The organism is Holdemanella sp. MSK.7.32 (genome assembly GCF_024460475.1).
In the GTDB taxonomy this organism is placed as follows: Bacteria; Bacillota_I; Bacilli_A; order Erysipelotrichales; family Erysipelotrichaceae; genus Holdemanella.
In genome coordinates, this window is the sequence record NZ_JANFYN010000001.1 from 88,986 (window position 1) to 111,325 (window position 22,340).

The following is a 22,340-nucleotide window of genomic DNA, read 5'->3' on the forward strand; positions in this document are numbered from 1 at the left end:
ATATCAACATAAAAAGATTATAACATAAAAGAAAAAGAGAAGCGCTATATTTCACTTCTCTTAGAATAAATCTTCTTCAACCTTAACTGGATGTACCCAAATATCTTCTGTATTATCTATACAATCTTGTACCATCTTGTCAAAATCCCATTTTGCCTCATATTTTTCACACTTATCCACACGAGGTTTAGTAACTGGATTCTTTGGTGTAAAAATCGTACAACAATCTTCATAAGGAAGAATACTTGTTTCATATGTTCCAATCTTTTTAGAAAGATCAATAATTTCAACTTTATCCATACAAACCACTGGACGAATAATCGGCATATTTGTGACATCATTGATTGCGAGCATACTCTCTAAAGTTTGACTTGCGACCTGTCCAATCGATTCACCTGTTGCGATAGCTTGCGCATGTCTTTTCTTAGCTAGCCCTGTCGCAATACGCATCATCATACGACGCATCAATGTGATCGCATAACTTTCATCCGCATTTTGATAGATTGCCAATTGAAGATCTGTAAATGGAACAACATGAACTAAAACATCACCTTGATAACCAGATACAAGTCTAGCTAGTTCCATTACTTTTTCTTGTGCATTTTGTGAAGTATATGGAGGTGAAGCATAATGAATACATTCAATGTGTACACCACGTTTCATCATTAAATAGCAGGCAACTGGAGAATCAATTCCACCACTTAATAAAACCATGGCCTTTCCACCGACACCCACTGGATATCCACCAGCACCTTGAATACGATCTGTCATAATGTAGGCTGCATCTTGATGAACTTCAACAACAATTTTTACATCCGGATTATGAACATCAACTTTCCAGTCACTGTTCTTTAAAATCTTAGTTGCAACCCTACGATTAATATCGTCTGAAATATATGGGAATAATTTATCACTACGACGTGCAGCTACCTTAAATGTTTTTGGTGTTGTTAAATCTAAAGATTCATAACAAGCATCAATGATTTGATCTAAATCTGGTTCCACTTTAATAGCTAATGAGAAGGAAGAGATTCCAAAAACTTTAGCTAAAATATCACTAACCTGTTTAGAATCTTCATCATGAAGATAAATATACATACGGTCGTGCTGTTTTTCAAATTCTAATGTTGGGAATGCTTTTAAAGCTTTACGAACATTGTCATAAAGCGCCTTAATAAAGTTGTTACGGTTTTTTCCTTTTAAACTCAATTCGCCATAACGAATTAAGATATGATTATAACGATAAGCCATAATTCTCTATAATCTCCTTACATGTTTCTATAAAATATTTTGCCTCTTCCAAAGTATTCTCATAAGAAAAAGATAAACGAATTCCATGTATCGCATCAAATTCTGACTTGTGCATAGCCAATAACACTTCAGAAGCATTCGTGTTTTGTGATGAACAAGTACTTTTTGCGGATACACAAATTCCCTTTTGATCCAAAGCATTCAATAAGACTTCACTTGTGATTTGATCAAATGAAATATTAAGAATATAAGGAATCGCATCTTTTGGCGAATGTACGTGCGCACCATTGATTTTAGCTAATTCTTCACGCAAATATTGATTGATTTTTAAAACATGATCATAAGCCTTTGATTGTTCCTCTAAAGCTAAACGAATTGTCTTTGCCAAAACAATATTCGCCGGTGCATTCTCTGTTCCACCACGAAGTCCTTGTTCCTGTTGTCCACCTTGAATGATTGGAACAAGTTGAATCTTCTTTTTCTTCATTAAAATGGCACTACCCTTTAGACCATGAATCTTATGTGCAGAGATCGTAGCCATATCTAGTTTTTCAAAAGGAATATCAATTTTTGAAAAACTCTGTACACAATCCACATGAAATACACACGTTGGATTTTGGTGTACAATTTTTTCTAGTTCTAAAATAGGATTGATAGCTCCCATTTCATTATTCACATGCATAACCGATACTAAAATTGTATCTTTACGCATATGAGATTTTAAGCATTCTGGTGTAACAATTCCCTCTTCATTAATCGGAAGAAATTCAACTTCAAATCCAAAACGCTTCAAAAACTCCATCGCATGACGAACACTCGAATGCTCAACATTGCTTGTGAGTACATGATGACCTCGATGTTCATTGGCCAAGGCATATCCTACAATAGCTAAAGTATTTGATTCACTTGCAGCTGATGTAAAGATAATTTCACTTGGATCTACATGAAGCATAGAAGCAATATTTGATCGACTTTTTTCCATGAGCGAACTTGCCTGGCGACCAGCCGCATGCAAACTATCTGGGTTGCCATAACAAGTTTCTAACATTTGCCCATAAACACGACGAACCTCTGTACGTACAGAGGTTGTCGAAGCATTATCAAAATAAATCATTACTGCACCTGGTTCATGACTGCAGGATCTTTTTGAGCTACTAACTTCTCATAAATTCCTGGGTGCATGTTTTCGATTGCTTGAATCGCAATCTTAAGTGCACGAGTATATTCTCCATTTTGGAAACATAACTCAGCACGAGTTAAATCCGAATCCATTTGTGCATGCGTACTACGGAAACGGTTACCAAACACAATCGCATTTTCTACCATAACGGCAACACCGACTAAATTGTTTGCGTTATTGTATAACTTATATACAAAGTCGATGGCATCCTGCAAATCTGCATTTAATGTTTGTACATCTAATGGTGAGTGATCCAACACTACACGAACACGTTGAATCAAGCGTTCGCCTTCTTTTAAATCTGCAGAAAATTGAGATGAGATACTAGGTAAATGACGTGTTACTGTATTTAAACGTACTTCATTTAAAATCAATTGTAATTTTGTCAATTGTTTTTTAGCACGTGATTCATCACTGCTTGCTCCCACTAACATCTCTTTCATATCCTTGACTTGATCGTGGAATTCATTAACATCTTCTGAAAATTTACGATAACCATGAACTACATCTACGCTAGGACGTTGATTTTGCTTCAATTCTTTTTGAATTTCATCACGACGATTTGATAAATCTTCCATTTGGATTTGTGCCAAAGAGAAGCGGTGTGTCCAATCTTCTAGACCAAAACGATCTTTAATATTGGCATAAAGCGCCATAATTTCCTCAAGTTCCTGACCAATGACATTAACTAGATCTAAATTAGATTGAAGACTTACATGGATTTCATCATAAGCTTCTTTTTCATTCGTTACATCATCTTGTAATGCTAGAATGTGATCTCCAATGATTTCCAAGTTTTCTTGTGCCATTTCAAATTCACCTGCATCCAATTGATCAATTGAACTAGACAAAGCACTTTGAATGGTTGTTAATTTTTCTTCTGGTTCTAAATAAGATAAGTCGATATCTTTTTCCTGTAATTCCTTAATGTGCAAACGAACTTCGTTAATTGCACGAGGCAATACATTTTTGGCCTTTTCATAGAGTCCAGGGAAGGCTGCAATTTTAGAGCTAATCTCATCCACCATTTTTGAGATTTTTTCTTGTTCTTCCTTTGCCTTGTTAAATTCTGAAGCAAACATCCACTCTTCAAAATTAGAGAATTCATTTTCAATTTCCTCTAAGCATGAATCTACATAATTAACAGATCCATAAAATGAAGAACGATTATCTTGGTAAACGGTTTTCACATTGCGGAAACGCTCTTTTAAAGCATTTGCCGATTCACGAACTTCTGTTTCACGAGCCAAGATGTGATCTAATGACTGAGTAACAATACGAATTCTTTCTTTTGTCTCATCCATCATTGTTTCTAAATCGTCCATAGCTCGCATAGATTTACGAAGACGATGTCTAGAAACGTAATCATCTGCTTCATTAAACAAATCATCACAAGCACTTAAGTTTTTTTGACAAGTATCATATTTTGGAGTCAAGCTTTTCACTTTATCCATGATATCATCATTCACTCTTGCGAATGCCGATGCTTTGTTGAATTTGTAGGCCAAGGAATTGTTACGAATTTCATTCATTTCGATTTCAAGATCTGAAAGTCGTTTCGACGCCTTTTTACGTTTGATCATACGCATAATGATCCAAATCAAAATCAAGACTAGAATTGCTATACAAAGATAGATAATTACAGTCACAGAAAGTTGATTTCGAATGAACGCGTATACTGATCGAAAGAAATTCAAAACACTATCCATAGTGGTACCTCCTTGCAAACCATTCTTATTATAGCAAAACTTCAAAATCATTGCATCATTTTCTTGATTTTATTAATGTTCTTTGATATGATACATAGGCATAAATTGATAGCAGCATACAAAGTTAAAGGATATGCGTTGCAGCCTTATTAAGCGATATGAGTAAGCTAATAGCTGATAGCGGAAAATATCATTGTCAACACAACCTTTAAAGATTTGTACTGTTATTGTTTTGTGGATGATATAAAACAATAGGAGGAAAAATTATGTCAAGAAACACAGGAAGCGTTTGGAAAAAGTCACGCCGTCTTGGATTCTCAGTATTAGAAACTGGTGAAGAATTAACTCGTCGTAACACAATTCCAGGACAACACGGAAATGCTCGTCGTCCAAAATTAACAAACTACGGTATCCAATTACAGGAAAAGCAAAGAATTCGTCACACTTACCAATTAAGTGAAAAACAATTCTACAACACTTACTTAAAAGCAAGTAAAAAAGCTGGTTCTGCTGGTGAAAACTTCTTAGTAATGTTGGAATCTCGTTTAGATAACATCGTTTATCGTATGGGATTTGCACGTACTCGTCGTGCTAGCCGTCAGTTAGTAAACCACGGACACGTATTAGTAGATGGTAAGAAAGTAGATATCCCTAGTTTCCAAGTAAAACCAGGACAAGTTATCGAAATTCGTGAACGCGCTAAAAACTTAAGCGTAATCAACGAAGCTTTAGAAGCTGCAACAGCAACTGTTGATTTTGTTGAAGTAAACAAAGATGCTAAGAAAGGTACTTATGTTCGTTACCCAGAACGTAAAGAACTATTCACAGCTCAAGAAATCAACGAATTGTTAGTAGTAGAATTCTACAACCGTTAATCTTAGGCATAGAACAAGAAAGAAGCGAATTGATCGCTTCTTTTTTTGTGGATGTGTTTTCTTAATTCATGTATTTTATCTGTTGATCAACGTAGAAAATCAACTTTTTCAGCTACAAAGCCATAGTTTAGATATACCCTGTCATCCTTCTGGTATTTACGAGAATGAATACGACCATTAATTCCTACATAATCTCCAATCTTACACGAAGCACTTACAGTTTCTGCAAGACCTCGCCATACTTCAACGACCACATCATCACTTTCATAAACACCTTCTGAATTTGGAAAATTACGCTGCACTCGAATTGGAAGCTCACAAGTCTTTAATCCATTGCTAGCCTCCTTTAATACGGGCATATCCGTAATTCTTCCCACGATACTAAACGCATTCATAATTGATTATCCTCCTTCAATTCTGACCACCATATTTATCACCATCCTTCTTCAATGGTATTCTACAAATATGTAACATATAAAACAAACGACCTATCTTATCTATAGGTCGTCTTTTTTTACGTTTTACATGCGTTTTTCCCCTCTAATTCGTTTAAAAAAACACAAATTAGATCAGATAGAGTCATTCGGAAGAATTTTTGTCACACAAGAATGTGAGAAATCCAAATCCTTAATATAGGCATGTACCTGCTCAATTTTCATATTTTGAATGCTATTTAAATTTTCAATATAGTCATACTCCTCAAAGTGACTTCGAAGTAAATCATTGGCCAAGCCATCAAAATGATCTAAGCCACGCAAATTATTCGCGATTGCCTGTGCATGCAACGACTGATAATCTTCATCAGAAATCGACTTATTCTCGACAAGCTTGTTTACAAGTTCAATAAAGGCATTTGGATTTACTGTTTGAGCATAAAACAAGATATAACTATGATCCAAAGTAAAGTCCGCTTCTGCGCCTACAAACTGTGTAAAGATTCTTTGATCTAGCCATTCCTGAAATTTAGGATTTAAAGGACCCATAATAGAATCTAACCACATATTCACTGCAAAATCTTTTTCGAATGCTTCTGCCTTTGTCTTGCAAGCATCCATCTTATAGCCAACACATACAAATGGCTGATGAATATCCATATGATCGACATACTCTTTGCGATTTACATCCTTTGGTTCTTCTTTAAAGACACGCTCAATCTTTTTATTTAACTTACTCAACACATCTTTTTGACATTCCTTGATCCAATCCATAATTTCATTTGTATCTTTTCCAGTTACACCCACAAGACACAATTTACTAGGATCATAATTTAATGCATAAAATTGTTTTAAATCGTCCATGCTCATATCTTGAATATCTTCTTTTGAGCCGAGTACATCCACTTTCATTGGATGATATTGAAATAAAGAAATCAAAGTTTCTTTAAAAAGACGTTGTTCAGGCGATTGTTGATACATATCATATTCACTAAGAATAATCCCCTTTTCTTTTTCAATCGTTTCATTTGTCACATCTAAATTTTCAACAAAATCTAATAAAAGTTTTAATGGCTTTTTCACATCCGCCGTAGTCGAAAAATAAAATGCCGTTTCTGTATAAGACGTATATGCATTTGTAGAACACTGTAAGTTCGCAAATAAATCACTTACATCTTCTCCATCCAAATAAAACATTTGATGCTCTAAATAGTGTGCAATTCCACTCTTATGTCTAATCACTTGCCCATCTACTCTTTGATCAATATCAAATCCACCTACTTTAGCTCCTAAAAGAAATAGTGATTTTTGATAATCTGGTTTATGAACAAGAATCACCTGTAAACCATTTGACAATGTTTCTTTTTTAATATCCAAATTATAATTCATTTTCTTTCTCCGCAACAATGGCCACTGAAGCCAAATTCAATCGTAAGGCAACACGTGAAATATCTTCCTTTGTCACCTTCATAATTCTCTCAATTCTTTGCTCAGGCGTGAGCTGGCGATGTAAAAGATCATCTAAAAAAGCTTGCGCAATCAAAGATTGAGCATGATCTAATCCACTAATAATACGGTCCTTATAGTCCATCTTTGCGATTTCTAAATATCGATCATCATAATCCATATTCAATAATCGATCTATTTGTGTTTCTATCAAATTTAATACTTTTGTGACATCCTTACGATTCACACCCGTATGAATTAATAAAGCTCCATCAAAGCGAATAATAGAAGAGCTTATAGAATAACAAAGACTATTCTTTTCACGAATTTCATCAAACATTAAATTCTTCTGGCTTTGCCCCAAAATACTATTTAAAATTAGTTCAGCCTCATAATCCGAACTTGAAATATCAACACCTGTCGAATAGACTTGCGAAATACAAGTTTGCGCAATATCCTTTTCAAACGTTTTATAGCTTGTTTCTACTACAGGAAGCAATGTTCTTTCTGATATAAAAGCACAATGTGAATCTAAACTATCAATATAATCATACAATTCATCCGTTACATAACCACAGATATAGAAGTGTTTTGCCATATCCATATATAGCGTATAGACTTTTTTCACATCGTCTAAAGTAAGTGTCTCTAAATCTTTTAAACTTCCCTGCACTGGAATTGAAATGGAATGTTTATCATGTGCCATCTCAAAGGCATACATACATGATAAATTAGCAGGATCATCCATTTGTGCCAATAATCTATTTTTTAATAAGTACACAGACTCCTTAAAGTTATCCTCATCCAATACAGAATGAAATAGAACTTCATCCATAATCTCTTTAATTTTATCTATATAGCTTTTATCTTCAATCCAGTCGGGACGAACAAACTGAAAACGAACATCGAGTTGAACAAGATCTCCATAAGATGTTAAACCATAAGACACCTTTGTTCCATAAGCACGATTTAAAGTAGAAGCTAATTTTTGTTTCGAATTCATTTTCTGCGTTTTCGCCTTCATCATATACACAAGCACGTTTAAGGCACTGATTGTATTTCGATGAAAAGGCATCATGGTTTTACAAGAAACATAAACATCACTAAATTTTTGCGTTTGTATATAGTTCATAAGTAAACCTCCTTGAAAATATATTAATAATTCTACCACAAAAACAAAAAAAAAGGCTAGAATTCAATCTAGCCTACGTGAACGTATCCAATTAATGCCTTGTCACAAGAAACGCTTGCTACAACAGTCTGGCTTCCGTACCATCCACCATGAACTGCTTGTCCGTTTCCAATGTAAATAGCGACATGTCCTGAATAAACAATAATGTCACCTGCAACTGGACTTGATGTAATTGTACCAAGACTCAAATAATCTTCTGGCCAACCGTGGAAATTAATTCCTACAGCTCTCAAAGCGTTTGTTACTAACATTGTACAATCTTGTGTAGCTCCTACTTGTGCTAATGCAGCAGCAGCGATTGCTGAACTGTTCACACTTGGGGTTGGGGCTACATAATTATTAGCTGGAGCACTAGGAGTCGATGTCTGTGCTGGCGCTTGTGTTGTAGTTGTTGTACTTTGAGCTGGAGCACTTTGAGTAGTTGTTTGTGCTGGAGCGCTTTGAGTAGTTGTTTGTGCTGGATCCTGAGTCTGAGATTGAGTCGTTGTATCTTGAGTTGGAGTTGTTTCCTCAGAAGGGGTTACTTCAGTCGCAACACCATTTTCATCAATCTTATATCCATCTTTTTCGGCATTTTTAATCAAATTACCATTTTCATCGAACGCATATTTAGTACCTTCGATTTCAACGATTTGATTCTTAGTTACTTCACCATTTTCTGCATAATACAATTTTTGACCGTTGATCTCTTGCCATCCTGTACGGAAAGTACCGTCTTCTTGAGTGAAATATGTTTTTCCGTCTACATCAAATTGACCTGTAGCCATCTTTCCATCTTCACCAAAGAAATACTTCTGGCCATCGATTTCCTGCCATCCTGTTACACAATTTCCATCGGCATCAAAATAATATTTTGAACCATTTTCTTCAACCCAGTTTGTTGAAGTTTTGTTTCCCTTTTCATCGTAGTATGATTTACCATCATTACTCCAACCATGAAGAAGGACACCTTCTTTTTGGAAATTATACTCACTACCCTGAATAGTTACAGAACCTGTTGCAGCAGTTCCGTCTTGTTGGAAATAGTAAGTTTCATCTGAAACAGTCTGCCATCCAAACTGCATTTCTCCATTATTATTAAAATAATAAAGTTCCTTATCGATTTTTGTTAAACCAGTAGCTGTCTGACGATTTGATTTTAAAACATAATAACGATCTGCGCCTTCACCATGCCATCCTGGTTGAACTTCTTTAGCATACATTGTCGAAACAATGGGTCCAGAAGTCAATAGACATAGGCTTACGGCTAAAATTTTACTGTGCTTTTCGATAAAATTCATCATATCACCTCTTCGTTACAACACTTGCAGTTTAACAAGATTTAATTTTTGTTGCAAATTTTCGCAAAAAAATCATTTGCATTTTTTAGTAATTAATTTCTTAAATATTTCTTAATAACCTTTATATAAAGCATCTCAATATAAATTGTGGTAAATTGTGTGATTTTGTAAAAAATTGTACATAATTTATAAAATGTATAACGTTGTCTACAAATTGTGAACAAATCTATCGTGTTCTAAGATTATTCGTACCAAGCCAAAAAGCCATTGAAGAATCACTATACCAACAAGGATCAAACCGCCTATTGAAAGCCATTTTAAACAATTTATTACCAAATATACACTTGCAGAATTCATACCTTTTACAATCCAAAGGGTACACCAAATGTATTTAAATACATTTAAAATCATAATAATTCGATATTTTTGAGCCAAAATCAACAATCCTACAATCCCCATTATGTCTATCAATTTTATACAACTAACAAGACCAGCCATGTTCAATGATGGATTTGAAATCACATAATATATAATACGAATCAAAACACTCGATTCATAATTGGATAGATGCGCCTGCAAATTGAACAAGCTTTCATAATCAGTTATAAAATATACTTTATAAAATAATAATAACTGCCAAATATTCTGCCACAACCAATACATTGTTATAAATATAATAAAAATAAAGATTCGCTTTTCAAACGAATCTACATAACGATCAATCAATCTTAAGATTTTCAAGCCAATCCTCTCCCTTAAGTTCTTCATGTGTACTTAGTCCAGGATAATCAAGTTGGCGTAATACTTCATAAACGATAATGGCAGCACAATTGGACAAATTCAAACTTCTCGCATTTGCGACCATAGGCAAACGCATACATGTATCTAAATGATGTTGAAGAATTTTTTTATCAACACCCGTACTTTCTTTTCCAAGAACCAAATAAACATCGCCTTCTTCTTTAGTAAAATCAAATTCACTAGGTGCTTTTTTACCATAACGAGTCATAAAATAATAGTGTTCACTTGGATTTTCAGCCACAAACGCATCCCAATTTTTATGAATGTGAATATCCGCATCCTTAATATAATCCATTCCTGAACGACGCAAATGCTTTTCATCCAAAGAAAAACCCAGTGGTTCAATTAAATGTAAACGCGAACCCGTAGCCATACAAGTTCGAATGATATTTCCTGTATTCTGAGGAATCTCAGGTTCATACAATACTACATGCAACATATTATTTACTCCAATCCTTTAAAAATTTCTCAAGTGCAACCCCTCTATGAGATACACTATTTTTCTTTTCTTCACTCACATTGGCAAGTGTTGTATTAAATTCAGGATAATAGAAAATTGGATCATATCCAAAACCATTTGTTCCAACCATTTCATCATGAATCAAACCTTCACACTCTCCACGATATACATGTTCTTTTCCATTTTCATCAATATAGGCAATGACACACACATAACGAGCCGTACGCGTTTTTCCCTTTACCTGATCTATAATATATTGATTCTTGATATCATAGCTTGTGTCTTCCCCTAAAAAGCGAGCTGAATACACACCTGGCTTCTTATCCATCGCATCTACTTCCAAACCAGAATCATCACTGATTACAGGTTCATGAAGTTCATTAAATAAAGTACGAGCTTTAATTAGCGCATTCTCTTCAAATGTTGTACCATCCTCTACAATATCAATCTTATGACCTAGATCTTTTAAGCATTTAACTTGGCAATCCTTCAACATCGTCTGAAACTCTTCGACTTTATGAGCATTGCTCGTTGCTATCCAAATTGTTTTTTTCATTTTATCACCGATATATATTATAGAAAGAAAAAATGGGGTTTTCAACAAGAGTTGTGCTAAAATAAAAGACGTTTTTGAAAGGATGATTAATTATGAATAAGAAACAATGGATGCCACTTATCGGTATGACGATAGCCGCATTTATTTTTAACACGTCTGAGTTTATGCCCATCGGACTTTTGACAGATATTGCCCATACCTTTTCTATCACACAAACACAAGCCGGTATTATGATTACCATCTATTCCTGGGCTGTTATGTTACTTTCTTTACCATTAATGATTTTAGCTTCTAAATACAACTATAAGAAAATACTACTAGTTACACTTTTCTTATTTGGACTAGGACAAGCCATCAGTGCAACCTCAACGAACTTTCTCATATTAATTATAGGAAGATTAATTGTAGCTTGTGCTCACGCTATATTCTGGTCTATCGCAAGCGTCATAGCCGTAAGACTTGTTAATGAAGATAAACGTGAATTTGCGATGAGTATGATTGTGACAGGTACAAGCGTTGCCATGATTGCCGGTTTACCACTCGGAAGAATGATTGGTCTATGGATTGGATGGAGAATCACATTTCTAATTGTAGGTATCATCAGTATCGTTCTACTACTTTTTCAAATACACTACTTCCCTAATCTTGAAACAACTTCTGCCTTTTCTTTAAACAAATTACCCACACTATTAAGAAATAGACAACTGATCACCATTTATGATATTTCCCTATTATTTGCGAGTGCCTACTATACAGCCTATAGCTATATTGAACCCTTCTTATCGCAAGTCGCAAATTTATCCAATACAACAATTACACTCGTACTCTCCTTATTTGGTGTTGCCGGAATTGGTGGAAGTATTTTATTCTCTAATTTCTACAACAAGAATAGAAAAAGATTCATCTTAGCTTCACTATTCTCTCTTACACTTGTTTTATTCTTATTAAAACCAAGTGCAGCATCCATGATCACACTATTGTTGATATGTATTGTATGGGGTACAAGTTCTACTGCATTTAATGTGGCTTGCCAATCAGAAACAATGTTGGCAACCAATGAAAATACAAATTCTGTTGCGATGTCGATTTTCTCAGGTATTTTTAATCTAGGTATTGGATTAGGATCTTTTATTGGAGGACAAACCATTAATCTTCTTAATATTCAATCCATTGGATACATTGCCGGTATTATCGCTATACTCAGCATAATCTTCTATATAAGACGCCGATAATATGTGATAAAATAAGTAAGTTGGAGGAATTTATGGAATACAAGAACGACAATAAATTTTATTTTGAAATTGAAAAAAGAATTCCTGGTCATTTAGGAAGAGCCGGAATTATACATACACCTCATGGAGACATTAAAACGCCGGCATTCATGTGTGTAGGAACACATGGTGAAGTTCGCTTTGTTTCTATGAAAGAATTAAAAAGTATTAATGCTCAAGCCATGTTGAGTAATGGATATCATTTACGAAACATTTCCCCAGAAATTGCTGAAAATGGAGGTTTATCCGCATGGTCAAAATGGAACGGTCCAACCTTAACGGATTCCGGTGGATTTCAAGTGATGTCTTTAGGTTCAGGATGTGGAAAAGTTGTCAGCATGAAACGTGAAGACAACATGAAAAATACCGAAGAAGAAAAACGTTTGGCCCACGTAACAGAATATGGCGTACACTTTCACGATCCATTTACAGGTCAAGAAGATTTTATTGGTCCAGAAGAAAGTATGCAAATTCAATGTCGCATTGGAGCCGACATTCATATGGCCTATGATGAATTAACTTCTTTAGCCGATACATACGAATATAACGTTGAATCCTTGGCAAGAACGGAGCGTTGGGCAAAGAGAAGTCTTGATGAACATAAGAAACATTGTGATGATTTAGGCTATCACCAATCTTTATATGGTGTCATTCAAGGTGGGCGTTGGGAAGATCTAAGAAGATCAACTTGTAAAAAGTACGCTCAGATGGATTTTGATGGCTACGGCTTAGGTGGTGCTTTCCTTAAAGAAACACTAGGTGATATCTTAACTTGGTGTAACGAAGAACTCCCTGAAAATAAACCAAGACACTTATTAGGGTTGTCTCATCCAGATGATATCTTGATTGGTACAGAAAATGGTGCTGACACATTCGATTGTGTAGCTCCTACAAGAGAGGCAAGACATGGAAGATTGTATACAATGCATGGCCCTATCAATCTATCAAAATATAGAGATAGCGATGAAATCATTGATGAAGGTTGTGATTGTCCTACATGTCAAAGTAGAATCACATTAGGTGAATTAAGAAGACTTTGGAAATCTCAAGACCGCACGGAATCCGCAAAATATTTCGAACTTGCTTCTATACATAATCTTCGTTTTATCATTCGTTTAACTGAACAAGCTCGACAAGCTATTTTAGATGGAACATTTAAAGAATTCAAAGAATCTTTTTTAAATTCATATTACGGGAACAAATAATTGTTCCTTTTTTTCATAAGAAAAAAGAGAAATCAAACGATTCCTCTTAAATAAAGTCTTGGCAAGATACCAATAAATCAATTTTCTTCCATTGTGTTTCTTCGTCAATGCAGTTACCTTCTTCAACAGAGGCAAATCCACATTGTGGAGAAAGTGCAATATTATCACCGACTACAGCTTTAGCTTGTTCATAACGTGCCTTAATCGCATCATGCTCTTCTAATTCTGGACGCTTTGTAGAAATCAAACCAGCCACAAATGTACGGCCAGTACCTTTTAAAACAGCCCAAGGATCAAATGTTCCGCTACGAGCATCATCATATTCTACAAAATATCCATCGTATGGAATGCTCGCAACAGACTTGGCAATCGTATCATAGAATCCGTGGAACAATGGATTTCCTTTGAAGTTTCCTTTACAGAAGTGTGTCGCAATCTGCATATCTTCTGGACGATTTTCTAAAGCCTTAGTACTAACACGCACAAACCAATCTAATACTTGTGCCTTTGTATATCCCAATCCTTCTACTTTTGATACAAATGTATCATCAATCATATAGGTCCATGAAGTATCATCAATTTGAATATAGCGACATCCATGATTGTAGAAATCACGAATGGCTGCTTGATATGCCAATCCAATATCTTCAATGACTGCTTCAATATCTGTTCCATAGTATGGCGTATCTTTGATACCTAACTGTAAAAAATGATCAATCAAAATCATGTTTGGCCCAGAAATACACTTCTTGGCTTCTACACCATATTTACTTGCCTCATTCTTCAAAAAATCCCATGCGTACATTTCTTTATGTGCCTTATTTGGATCATAAGAAATCTTACCTTCAATCATACCTAATTCAATATGATTGTTTCTTCCATTAATAAATTTATCCAAATGTTTTGTCGTAAAACCATCAAATTCTTTTAACCAATCTAAATGCCACCAGCGACGACGGAATTCTCCATCTGTCACAAACTTCAATCCATGTTGTACTTCCTTCGCAACTAATTTTGCGATTTGTTCATCCTCTACATCACGCAATTGTTCATATGTGATTTCATTATTATTAAATTTAGCACGGGCCTCTTTAATTTCCTGTGGTCTTAAAAAAGATCCCACAATATCGTATTTAATATTCAACATTAGTAAATTTCCTCCAACGTCATCATTTTATCATTTCTAGTTAATTATTGATAATATTTAATAATATGCATCCGTTATAACTTTTATCTATAATAGAAAATTAAAGAATGTGATAAAATAATTTCTATGAACACAAAATCATATATACTCAACCAATTTCAAACATACCCACAACTAGAACTACAGGATTTAATGAAATTTTTATACCAAAGCAGTTTTGGGTGTGAACACTTACTTTCAAATCCTGACACAGTTAAAAAACGGATCCAACAAGAACTCGATGCAAAACTGGATACATGTAATTCCATCGAATATCTAGATGGGGATTATGTTCGTCTTCATTTAAATTATGGATTGAGCGTAAATACACTGAGTACTTTATTTATTTTATCAAGTCAACAAGAAAAAAACGGCAAAGAACAGCTCGAAGAAAAGCTTCAAATCCTTATCGATATGATTTCCAATAAGGAACTTCCATTTTCTTTAAACAACGCTAAGCTAACTCTTTTAAAATGGAAAGAAGATGGATATCCTGCCATTCATCATTCCAATACATTCAATGAATTGTACCATCCATCTTATCGCTTAATACATAAAAAGTACGTTCCCTTCTTAAAACTATTTAAAGATATCGACAACAAGCAACCTTCTATTATTTCAATCGACGGGCGTTGTGCTTCGGGTAAGACTACACTTTCAAATCTTTTAAAACAAATATATGACTGTAACGTATTTAAAATGGATGACTTTTTCTTACAACCCCATCAAAGGACAAAGGAAAGGCTTGAAAGTCCAGGAGAAAATGTAGATCATGAGCGATTTGAACAAGAGGTCTTGATTCCATTATCCAAACATGAAGATATAAAGCTGCGTAAATTCAATTGTTCAACTTTGTCAATACAATCTGCTCAATTAATTCCATATAAATCATTTAATGTCATTGAAGGTTCTTATTCGATGCACTCAGATCTTCAAAGATATTATTCGTATTCTGTTTTCTTAACCGTGAGTAAAGAAGAACAACTTTCAAGACTTGAAAAAAGGAACCCAAATATGTTGAACAATTTTATTCAACGATGGATTCCTTTAGAAGAACTTTATTTTAAGACTTTTTCAATCCAAGACATATGTGATATAAAAATAGATACATCAAAGGCCTGAATCATCAGGCCTTATTTACATTATTCAACTTGTTCATCTTCCATACTAACAATACGACCTTCTCTTTGTCCAAGATCATATTTTTCACGGTACTCAGCCAATGTTGTTTTATAATCGTCACCTTCAATCGCATATACTTTGGAATCGTGAATATGAATATCTGTATCTTTTTCACGAATCTTAATCAAAGCCACCATACTACTTGCACAGTGTGTGGCAATACGGTTTAAACTATTTAATAAATCATTGAATACTGTACCTTCTTCAAGACCACAGTTTCCTTGTGATAAACGTTCAACGTGACGCAATTTCATTTCATCGCAAAGTCCACGAATGACAATTCCTAATGGAGATACGCGTCGAGCCAAAGCTAAATCATCTTCTAAATAAGCATGATATGTCATATTCATAGATTCACGAACGGCCTCCATAACAAGGTTTAACTCATTCATAGCGGCTTCTGACATTTCCATACGATTCTCATTGATACTCTTTGACATCTCGGCAATATCTGCAGCGTGATCCCCAATTCTTTCAAAGTCACTAATTGTATGAAGATATAAAGAAGCTTGTCGAGTTTGTTCTGTATTTAATGCTTGTTTTGTCAGCTGCATTAAATAAGAACCTAAACGTGCTTCATATTTATCAATCAAATTTTCTTTACGATGTACTTTATCATATTTTTCTGGTTTAAACTCATTAATCAAGTTCATTGAACGATTCACGTTATTACGCACCTTTTTAGCCATACCATTCATGACACGATGACATTGTGCAATCGCCAAAGCAGGATACGGAATCAAACGTTCTTCTAGTAAATCAAAGTCAGCTTGTTCTTCTAGATCTTCTGGACTGTCTTTGACAATACGCATCAATAATTTTTCAATTTGAGGAATGAACCAGAATAATACTAATACATTTCCACAACGAATAGCTGTATTCATTAATGCGATATTTACTGGAGACATAACTTTATTCACAAAGCTATACTGCATAAATACATTTGAACCATAGAATAGAATTGACCAGATAATCATACCAAATAAGTCGTTGATCAAATATTCTAATGCGGTACGTTTACCATTTTTATTTGCACTTAAGGCAGAAATCAACACAGGACATGCAGCACCAATACCAATTCCTAAGTTAATTGGAAAGGCTGCCGCAAATGTCAATGAGCCTGTCATAGATAGTGCCTGCAAAATACCAATCGCAGCACTTGCACTTTGTAGAACGGCAGTAAACAAAATACCAACAAGAATACCCATGATTGGATTTGAGAACATTGTAAGCATACTAATGAATGTTTCGTTTGTTCTTAAAGGCGAAACGGCTCCACTCATTTGTTGCATACCTGTCATTAAAATCGCAAATCCAAGCATGATATTTCCAACATTTTTATGTGTTGTACGTTTTCCAAATGTTTTTAAACAAATACCAATAAACGCAAACAATGTTGTGATCGTAGCTGTTGAAAATAAGCTTGCGATTCCACTTGATCCACCAACATAAGATAAACACAATATCCAACCGGTAATACTTGTACCAATATTGGCACCCATGATAATACCGATAGCTTGTCTTAGTTTCATCATACCTGAGTTAACAAAACCAATGACCATTACTGTCGTAGCACTACTAGACTGAATAACAGAAGTAACACCTGCACCTAAGGCAACACCTTTTAAGCTTGTGTTTGTCATCTTGTACAAGAATGCTTCTAACTTGTTACCGGCTACGCTTTTTAGTCCATCGCCCATTAATGACATACCGAACAAAAATAACGCAATGCCTCCTAATAGGGATAAGACCATTGTAACTATTTCCATCTTGAACTCCTTTATAAAATGAATATTTAATTTTCAATTTTTACGCATATCGCGACGTCTTTATTATGCAATAAAAACAATGTCAAAACAATATTAAATTTATGTTAATTTTCTGTAAAATGAAGTTTTTTTCTGAAAACGCTTTAAAAAAGATGACTTTAGAAACCTAAAATCATCTTTGCGATCATCTCAAAAAATTGAATCATATTTGAACGTAACATACCCAACGGATAATCTAATAAACCTGAAAAAATCAATAAGATAAATAATAGATTCATCCATGGTGCACCATCAATAAATTTATAGTATTTATCGTCGGGTAAAAACGAAAACAATACTTTTGAGCCATCTAATGGTGGTACTGGAATCAAGTTAAAAATGCCAAAACCAGTTGAAATCAATCCTGTATATGTCAATGTATTCGATATAAAATATCCTACACTAGACATCATAAAATATGGAGCAAATTTATAAAGTGCATAAAATAAGAATATACAAATAAAGCTTAATAGAAAGTTTGCGATTGGACCCGCAAAACTTGTCCATATGATTCCTGTCTTCGCATCTTTGTAGTAACGTGCATCCACGGGTACTGGTTTTGCCCAGCCAAATCCACATACTAATAGACAGACAAGTCCAATCCAGTCAACATGTTTAAAAGGATTTAAGCTCAATCTACCTTCCATCTTAGCCGTAGGATCTCCCATCCAATAGGACACAAGTCCATGTGCCGTTTCATGAATCGACATGGAAAGAACAACGGCAATGACGAGATAAATAATATTTGATAAATTAAACATTAAATCTAAAGTGCATTACATCGCCATCTTGCACGACATAATCCTTTCCTTCTAGGCGCAAGCGTCCTGCTTCTTTAATAGCTAATTCGCTACCTAATTCATCGATATCTTCAAAACGATATACTTCAGCACGAATAAATCCCTTCTTGAAATCTGTGTGGATAACACCTGCACAATCTGGTGCTTTCATGCCTTTTTTAAATGTCCATGCACGACATTCATCTTCTCCAGCCGTTAAGAATGTACATAGATCCAATACGGCATAAGCCTTTTGAATCAATTGATCCAAACCAGATGTTTCAACACCTAATTCTTCTAAGAATGCATCTTTTTCTTCTTTATCTAAACCAGACAATTCTTCTTCCATTTGCGCACATAAAGCAACGACCTGGTTATTTTGACTTTGTGCATATTCTTTCACTTGATTATAGTAAGCACATGAATCTGGATCCATGATCCCTTCATCATCTAAGTTGGCAACATAGATCATAGGTTTAGCTGTCAATAAGTTATAGCCTTTCATCAAGATTTGTTCATCTTCATTCAACTCTAATGAACGAGCTGGTTTTCCTTCTTCTAAGATTGGTTGTAAACGATCCAATAAAGCTAGTTCATCCAATGATTCTTTATCCTTATTTGTTTTAGCCTTACGTTCGATCTTACTTCTACGATTTTCAATTGTCTGAAGATCCGCTAAAGTTAATTCTAGATTAATAATTTCAATATCACGAATTGGATCCACACTATTTTCAACGTGTGTGATATCTGGATTATCAAAACAACGAACTACGTGACAAATCGCATCTGTTAAACGAATGTTTGATAAGAATTGGTTACCAAGTCCTTCACCTTGACTTGCTCCCTTAACTAATCCCGCAATATCTGTAAATTCAAATGTTGTATAGATTGTTTTTTTCGGATTGAAGATTTCAACTAAGCGATCAATACGATAGTCTGGTACTTCTACAACACCTACATTGGGCTGAATTGTCGCAAATGGATAGTTTGCGGCTTCTACTTGTGATTTTGTGATAGCGTTAAATAAAGTTGACTTCCCTACGTTTGGAAGACCAACGATTCCTGCAGTTAATGGCATAAATTCAATACATCCTCTCTATTCTTCTTCATGTCGAATTACTTTTTTTAATTTCTTTTCAAATTTTTGTCTAGGCATTAAAACACTGGCTCCACAACCTAAACATTTAATTCGAATATCAGCACCCATACGAATAATTTTCCATTCATTGGACTTATGACAAGGATGCTCTTTTTTCATTTCTACAATATCATTTAATCCATATTCCATAATTATTCTCCTTGCATATGCATATGATATGCATCCAGCGTATTCGATAATAACATACAAACCGTCATTGGACCAACACCTTTTGGCACTGGACTTACATAACTTGCCTTTTTCGCAACCGATTCAAAGTCACAATCCCCTACAAGTTTTCCATTGACACGATTGATACCTACATCAATAACAACAGCCCCTTCTTTCACCCAATTTTCATTGACCATTTGAGCGACACCCATCGCAACAATTAAAATGTCGGCTTGTGAAGCAATCTTTTCAATATCCGGTGTCTTTGAATGAACGATTGTCACTGTCGCATTCCGGTTTTGAAGCAACAAGGCAACTGGTTTGCCTACAAGGTTACTTCTTCCACAGACCACAGCACGTTTACCAGATAAATCTTTACATCCAATGGAATCTAACATAGCCATAACACCTTGTGGCGTACAAGGAATAAAGCCTGGGCGATTCGTAAGTAAACAACCAGCGTTCATGGGGTGTAAGCCATCTACATCCTTTTGTGGATCAATCAATTCTAAGGCTGCTGTTTCATCTAAATGCGAAGGTAAAGGCATTTGTACTAAAATACCATCGACTTCAGAATCTAGGTTCAAACTCATAATCACATCATTTAATTCTTTTTGCGATACATTTTCATCTAGACGAATTGTTCTTTGAAGCATCCCAATAGAAGAACAAGCCTTTTCTTTACCACGAACATAAGACATACTTGCGGGATCATTTCCAACAAGTACAACACTTAATAATGGTAGCCTTGCCCCTTCTGCACGGATATCATCAATTTTTTGTTTCATATCCGCCTTGATTCGATCCGCAAGTGTATTTCCATATATAATTTCCATTAAAATAACTCCTTTGAATCCAATACAATTGTTACTGGACCATCATTCAATAATTCAATCTTCATATCAGCACCAAAAATACCTGTTTCAACATCCATACCTTGTTCTTGTAGTTTCTGATTGAATTGATCATACAATGTTGTAGCTAAATCTGGTTTACCTGCATTTGTAAAACTTGGGCGATTTCCCTTTTTACAATCCGCATATAAGGTAAATTGAGAAATAGAAAGAATACTTCCTTCTACATCTTGTATGGATTTATTCATCTTCCCATTTTCATCTTCAAAAATTCGCAAGAATAAAATCTTATGAATCATTTTATCAATAATTTCATTTGTATCTTCATTATTGAATCCTACAAAAATACAATATCCATAATCAATTTGACCTGTTATTTGACCATCTACCGTACATTTTGCGTTCTTTGCCCTTTGAATTACTACTCTCATCCTTTTTTCTCCAATATACAAACACTAAGGCTTACAATGCCCTCTTCATTTCCTACAAAGCCAAGTTTTTCTCCACGCGTAGCCTTAATTGAAACATCTTCTATATCACAATGCAATACATTTGAAATATTCGTTCGCATAGAAATAATGTGTGGTGCCATTTTAGGTCTTTCGGCCAAAATAGTCGCATCTATATTACCAATCTGATATCCCATTTCATCCATCATATCATAGATATGTCCTAATAAGACAAGACTGTTCGCACCTTTATATTTAGGATCAGTATCCGGAAAATGTTTTCCTAAATCACCTAGTGCAAGAGCGCCTAAAATACTTTCGCCGATCGCATGTGTTAAAACATCGGCATCCGAATGACCTAAAAGTCCTTTAGAATGTTCAATTTCAACACCGCCCAAAATAAGTTTGCGACCCTCTACAAGCTGATGAATATCTACGGCTTGTCCAATACGTATATTATGCATAAACCACCTTAGACGTTCTTTCAGCGCGTTTTCCAAGTTCTTCGTCTCTATAGCCTAAAATACAATGTCCAATGCCTCCATAAGATTCTGGTATTCCCCATTTGTTCTTTAATTCTTTACCATATTCTGTTTCAAACACTTCTTTAGCACGGTGAATCCAACATGAATCAACACCTAAAGCATTTGCAGCATTCATTAGATTCCCCATAGCCAAAGCTCCATCGTATAAATATGTAGGTGCATGGGTATCCGCGAAGACAATAATCAAACTTTTTGCACCATAAAATGGGTCTGCCGATGAATTCATAACCTCTGCATTCTTTTTAGATAATTCTTTTACTAATTCTTCATCCTCAACAGCGACAAAGGCAAAGATTTGACGATTCATGCCACTAGGTGCACATTGCCCGGCATAAATGATTTTTTCAACCAAATCATGACTCACCTTTTTGTTATTATATTTTCTTACACTTCTTCTCTCTACAAGATTTTTATATGCTTCATTCATAATATTTTGCCTCCAAAACCACCTCATATTATACAATACAAAATCTTATTATACAAAAAAAGCCTGGCTAAAAAGCCAAGCTAAAATGGGTATCCAAATTTTCTAGGGGGCTCGAATTTAGGGGGCAATCTGGGGGACAAT

Annotated in this window: 23 protein-coding genes; 4 read left to right on the forward strand and 19 right to left on the reverse strand. The window is 34.8% G+C overall.

Going from position 1 to position 22,340, the window contains the following annotated elements:
* Positions 1 to 60: 60 nt before the first annotated feature.
* The 3 genes from thiI to NE544_RS00530 are packed head-to-tail and all read right to left on the reverse strand — an operon-like array spanning position 61 to position 4,140.
* On the reverse strand, positions 61 to 1,251 hold the full coding sequence (thiI, locus tag NE544_RS00520) for a tRNA uracil 4-sulfurtransferase ThiI (RefSeq protein WP_117923944.1): 1,191 nt from the start codon (positions 1,249 to 1,251) through the stop codon (positions 61 to 63).
* The gene (locus NE544_RS00525) at positions 1,235 to 2,365 is read right to left on the reverse strand and encodes a cysteine desulfurase family protein (protein ID WP_256267976.1); all 1,131 of its coding nucleotides are present in this window, start codon (positions 2,363 to 2,365) and stop codon (positions 1,235 to 1,237) included. The genes thiI and NE544_RS00525 overlap by 17 nt, the downstream gene beginning before the upstream one ends.
* On the reverse strand, positions 2,365 to 4,140 hold the full coding sequence (locus NE544_RS00530) for a septation ring formation regulator EzrA (protein WP_199593085.1): 1,776 nt from the start codon (positions 4,138 to 4,140) through the stop codon (positions 2,365 to 2,367). The genes NE544_RS00525 and NE544_RS00530 overlap by 1 nt, the downstream gene beginning before the upstream one ends.
* 266 nt (positions 4,141 to 4,406) lie before the next feature.
* Here NE544_RS00530 and rpsD point away from each other — a divergent pair, with 266 nt between their 5' ends.
* Positions 4,407 to 5,015, forward strand: a complete 609-nt coding sequence (gene rpsD / locus NE544_RS00535; RefSeq protein ID WP_117570841.1) for a 30S ribosomal protein S4 — start codon at positions 4,407 to 4,409, stop codon at positions 5,013 to 5,015.
* An 86-nt stretch (positions 5,016 to 5,101) separates the two neighbouring features.
* On the opposite strand, the gene NE544_RS00540 is transcribed toward rpsD, so the two are convergent.
* From NE544_RS00540 to rdgB, 7 genes are all read right to left on the reverse strand, one after another.
* Positions 5,102 to 5,410, reverse strand: a complete 309-nt coding sequence (locus tag NE544_RS00540; protein ID WP_256267977.1) for a single-stranded DNA-binding protein — start codon at positions 5,408 to 5,410, stop codon at positions 5,102 to 5,104.
* A gap of 174 nt (positions 5,411 to 5,584) precedes the next feature.
* Positions 5,585 to 6,838 (reverse strand): EF-P 5-aminopentanol modification-associated protein YfmH, encoded by a 1,254-nt coding sequence (gene yfmH, locus NE544_RS00545; protein WP_256267978.1) that lies wholly within the window; start codon positions 6,836 to 6,838, stop codon positions 5,585 to 5,587.
* A complete protein-coding gene (locus tag NE544_RS00550; protein WP_256267979.1) occupies positions 6,828 to 8,027 on the reverse strand; it encodes a pitrilysin family protein in 1,200 nt (399 codons plus the stop codon). The genes yfmH and NE544_RS00550 overlap by 11 nt, the downstream gene beginning before the upstream one ends.
* Positions 8,028 to 8,095: 68 nt before the next feature.
* A complete protein-coding gene (locus NE544_RS00555) occupies positions 8,096 to 9,367 on the reverse strand; it encodes an NlpC/P60 family protein (protein ID WP_256267980.1) in 1,272 nt (423 codons plus the stop codon).
* A gap of 207 nt (positions 9,368 to 9,574) precedes the next feature.
* Complete coding sequence (locus tag NE544_RS00560) at positions 9,575 to 10,108, reverse strand: hypothetical protein (RefSeq protein ID WP_256267981.1); 534 nt, start codon at positions 10,106 to 10,108, stop codon at positions 9,575 to 9,577.
* Complete coding sequence (locus tag NE544_RS00565) at positions 10,086 to 10,607, reverse strand: tRNA (cytidine(34)-2'-O)-methyltransferase (RefSeq protein WP_256267982.1); 522 nt, start codon at positions 10,605 to 10,607, stop codon at positions 10,086 to 10,088. Before NE544_RS00565 ends, NE544_RS00560 begins: the two co-directional genes overlap by 23 nt.
* A 1-nt stretch (position 10,608) precedes the next feature.
* On the reverse strand, positions 10,609 to 11,184 hold the full coding sequence (gene rdgB, locus NE544_RS00570; RefSeq protein ID WP_118115727.1) for an RdgB/HAM1 family non-canonical purine NTP pyrophosphatase: 576 nt from the start codon (positions 11,182 to 11,184) through the stop codon (positions 10,609 to 10,611).
* Between the two features lie 92 nt (positions 11,185 to 11,276).
* Here rdgB and NE544_RS00575 point away from each other — a divergent pair, with 92 nt between their 5' ends.
* Both NE544_RS00575 and tgt read left to right on the forward strand, forming a co-directional pair.
* Positions 11,277 to 12,416 (forward strand): sugar transporter, encoded by a 1,140-nt coding sequence (locus NE544_RS00575; protein ID WP_256267983.1) that lies wholly within the window; start codon positions 11,277 to 11,279, stop codon positions 12,414 to 12,416.
* A 32-nt stretch (positions 12,417 to 12,448) separates the two neighbouring features.
* On the forward strand, positions 12,449 to 13,660 hold the full coding sequence (tgt, locus tag NE544_RS00580; RefSeq protein ID WP_256267984.1) for a tRNA guanosine(34) transglycosylase Tgt: 1,212 nt from the start codon (positions 12,449 to 12,451) through the stop codon (positions 13,658 to 13,660).
* A 46-nt stretch (positions 13,661 to 13,706) separates the two neighbouring features.
* Here the strand turns inward: tgt and NE544_RS00585 are convergent, their stop codons facing one another.
* The gene (locus NE544_RS00585) at positions 13,707 to 14,807 is read right to left on the reverse strand and encodes a methionine synthase (RefSeq protein WP_256267985.1); all 1,101 of its coding nucleotides are present in this window, start codon (positions 14,805 to 14,807) and stop codon (positions 13,707 to 13,709) included.
* Positions 14,808 to 14,999: 192 nt separating this feature from the next.
* On the opposite strand from NE544_RS00585, the gene NE544_RS00590 reads away from it, so the two are divergent.
* Positions 15,000 to 15,968, forward strand: coding sequence for a hypothetical protein (locus tag NE544_RS00590; RefSeq protein ID WP_256267986.1), 969 nt, complete (start codon positions 15,000 to 15,002; stop codon positions 15,966 to 15,968).
* 20 nt (positions 15,969 to 15,988) lie between these two features.
* On the opposite strand, the gene NE544_RS00595 is transcribed toward NE544_RS00590, so the two are convergent.
* The 8 genes from NE544_RS00595 to NE544_RS00630 all read right to left on the reverse strand — a co-directional run bounded on the left by NE544_RS00595 (position 15,989) and on the right by NE544_RS00630 (position 22,199).
* A complete protein-coding gene (locus tag NE544_RS00595) occupies positions 15,989 to 17,797 on the reverse strand; it encodes a Na/Pi cotransporter family protein (RefSeq protein ID WP_118115228.1) in 1,809 nt (602 codons plus the stop codon).
* Between the two features lie 158 nt (positions 17,798 to 17,955).
* On the reverse strand, positions 17,956 to 18,597 hold the full coding sequence (locus tag NE544_RS00600) for a site-2 protease family protein (protein WP_256267987.1): 642 nt from the start codon (positions 18,595 to 18,597) through the stop codon (positions 17,956 to 17,958).
* Complete coding sequence (gene ychF / locus NE544_RS00605) at positions 18,590 to 19,693, reverse strand: redox-regulated ATPase YchF (protein WP_117570827.1); 1,104 nt, start codon at positions 19,691 to 19,693, stop codon at positions 18,590 to 18,592. The genes NE544_RS00600 and ychF overlap by 8 nt, the downstream gene beginning before the upstream one ends.
* An 18-nt stretch (positions 19,694 to 19,711) precedes the next feature.
* The gene (locus NE544_RS00610) at positions 19,712 to 19,903 is read right to left on the reverse strand and encodes a DUF951 domain-containing protein (protein WP_117570826.1); all 192 of its coding nucleotides are present in this window, start codon (positions 19,901 to 19,903) and stop codon (positions 19,712 to 19,714) included.
* A gap of 2 nt (positions 19,904 to 19,905) precedes the next feature.
* Positions 19,906 to 20,760: a bifunctional methylenetetrahydrofolate dehydrogenase/methenyltetrahydrofolate cyclohydrolase FolD gene (gene folD, locus NE544_RS00615; RefSeq protein WP_117570825.1), complete on the reverse strand. Its 855-nt coding sequence runs from the start codon at positions 20,758 to 20,760 to the stop codon at positions 19,906 to 19,908.
* Entirely contained in the window at positions 20,760 to 21,209 is a 450-nt protein-coding gene (gene dtd, locus NE544_RS00620; protein WP_256267988.1) for a D-aminoacyl-tRNA deacylase, read from the reverse strand. Before dtd ends, folD begins: the two co-directional genes overlap by 1 nt.
* Entirely contained in the window at positions 21,206 to 21,691 is a 486-nt protein-coding gene (gene ispF, locus NE544_RS00625) for a 2-C-methyl-D-erythritol 2,4-cyclodiphosphate synthase (RefSeq protein ID WP_117570823.1), read from the reverse strand. The genes dtd and ispF overlap by 4 nt, the downstream gene beginning before the upstream one ends.
* Entirely contained in the window at positions 21,684 to 22,199 is a 516-nt protein-coding gene (locus NE544_RS00630; protein WP_256267989.1) for a nitroreductase, read from the reverse strand. Before NE544_RS00630 ends, ispF begins: the two co-directional genes overlap by 8 nt.
* Between the last annotated feature and the right edge of the window lie 141 nt (positions 22,200 to 22,340).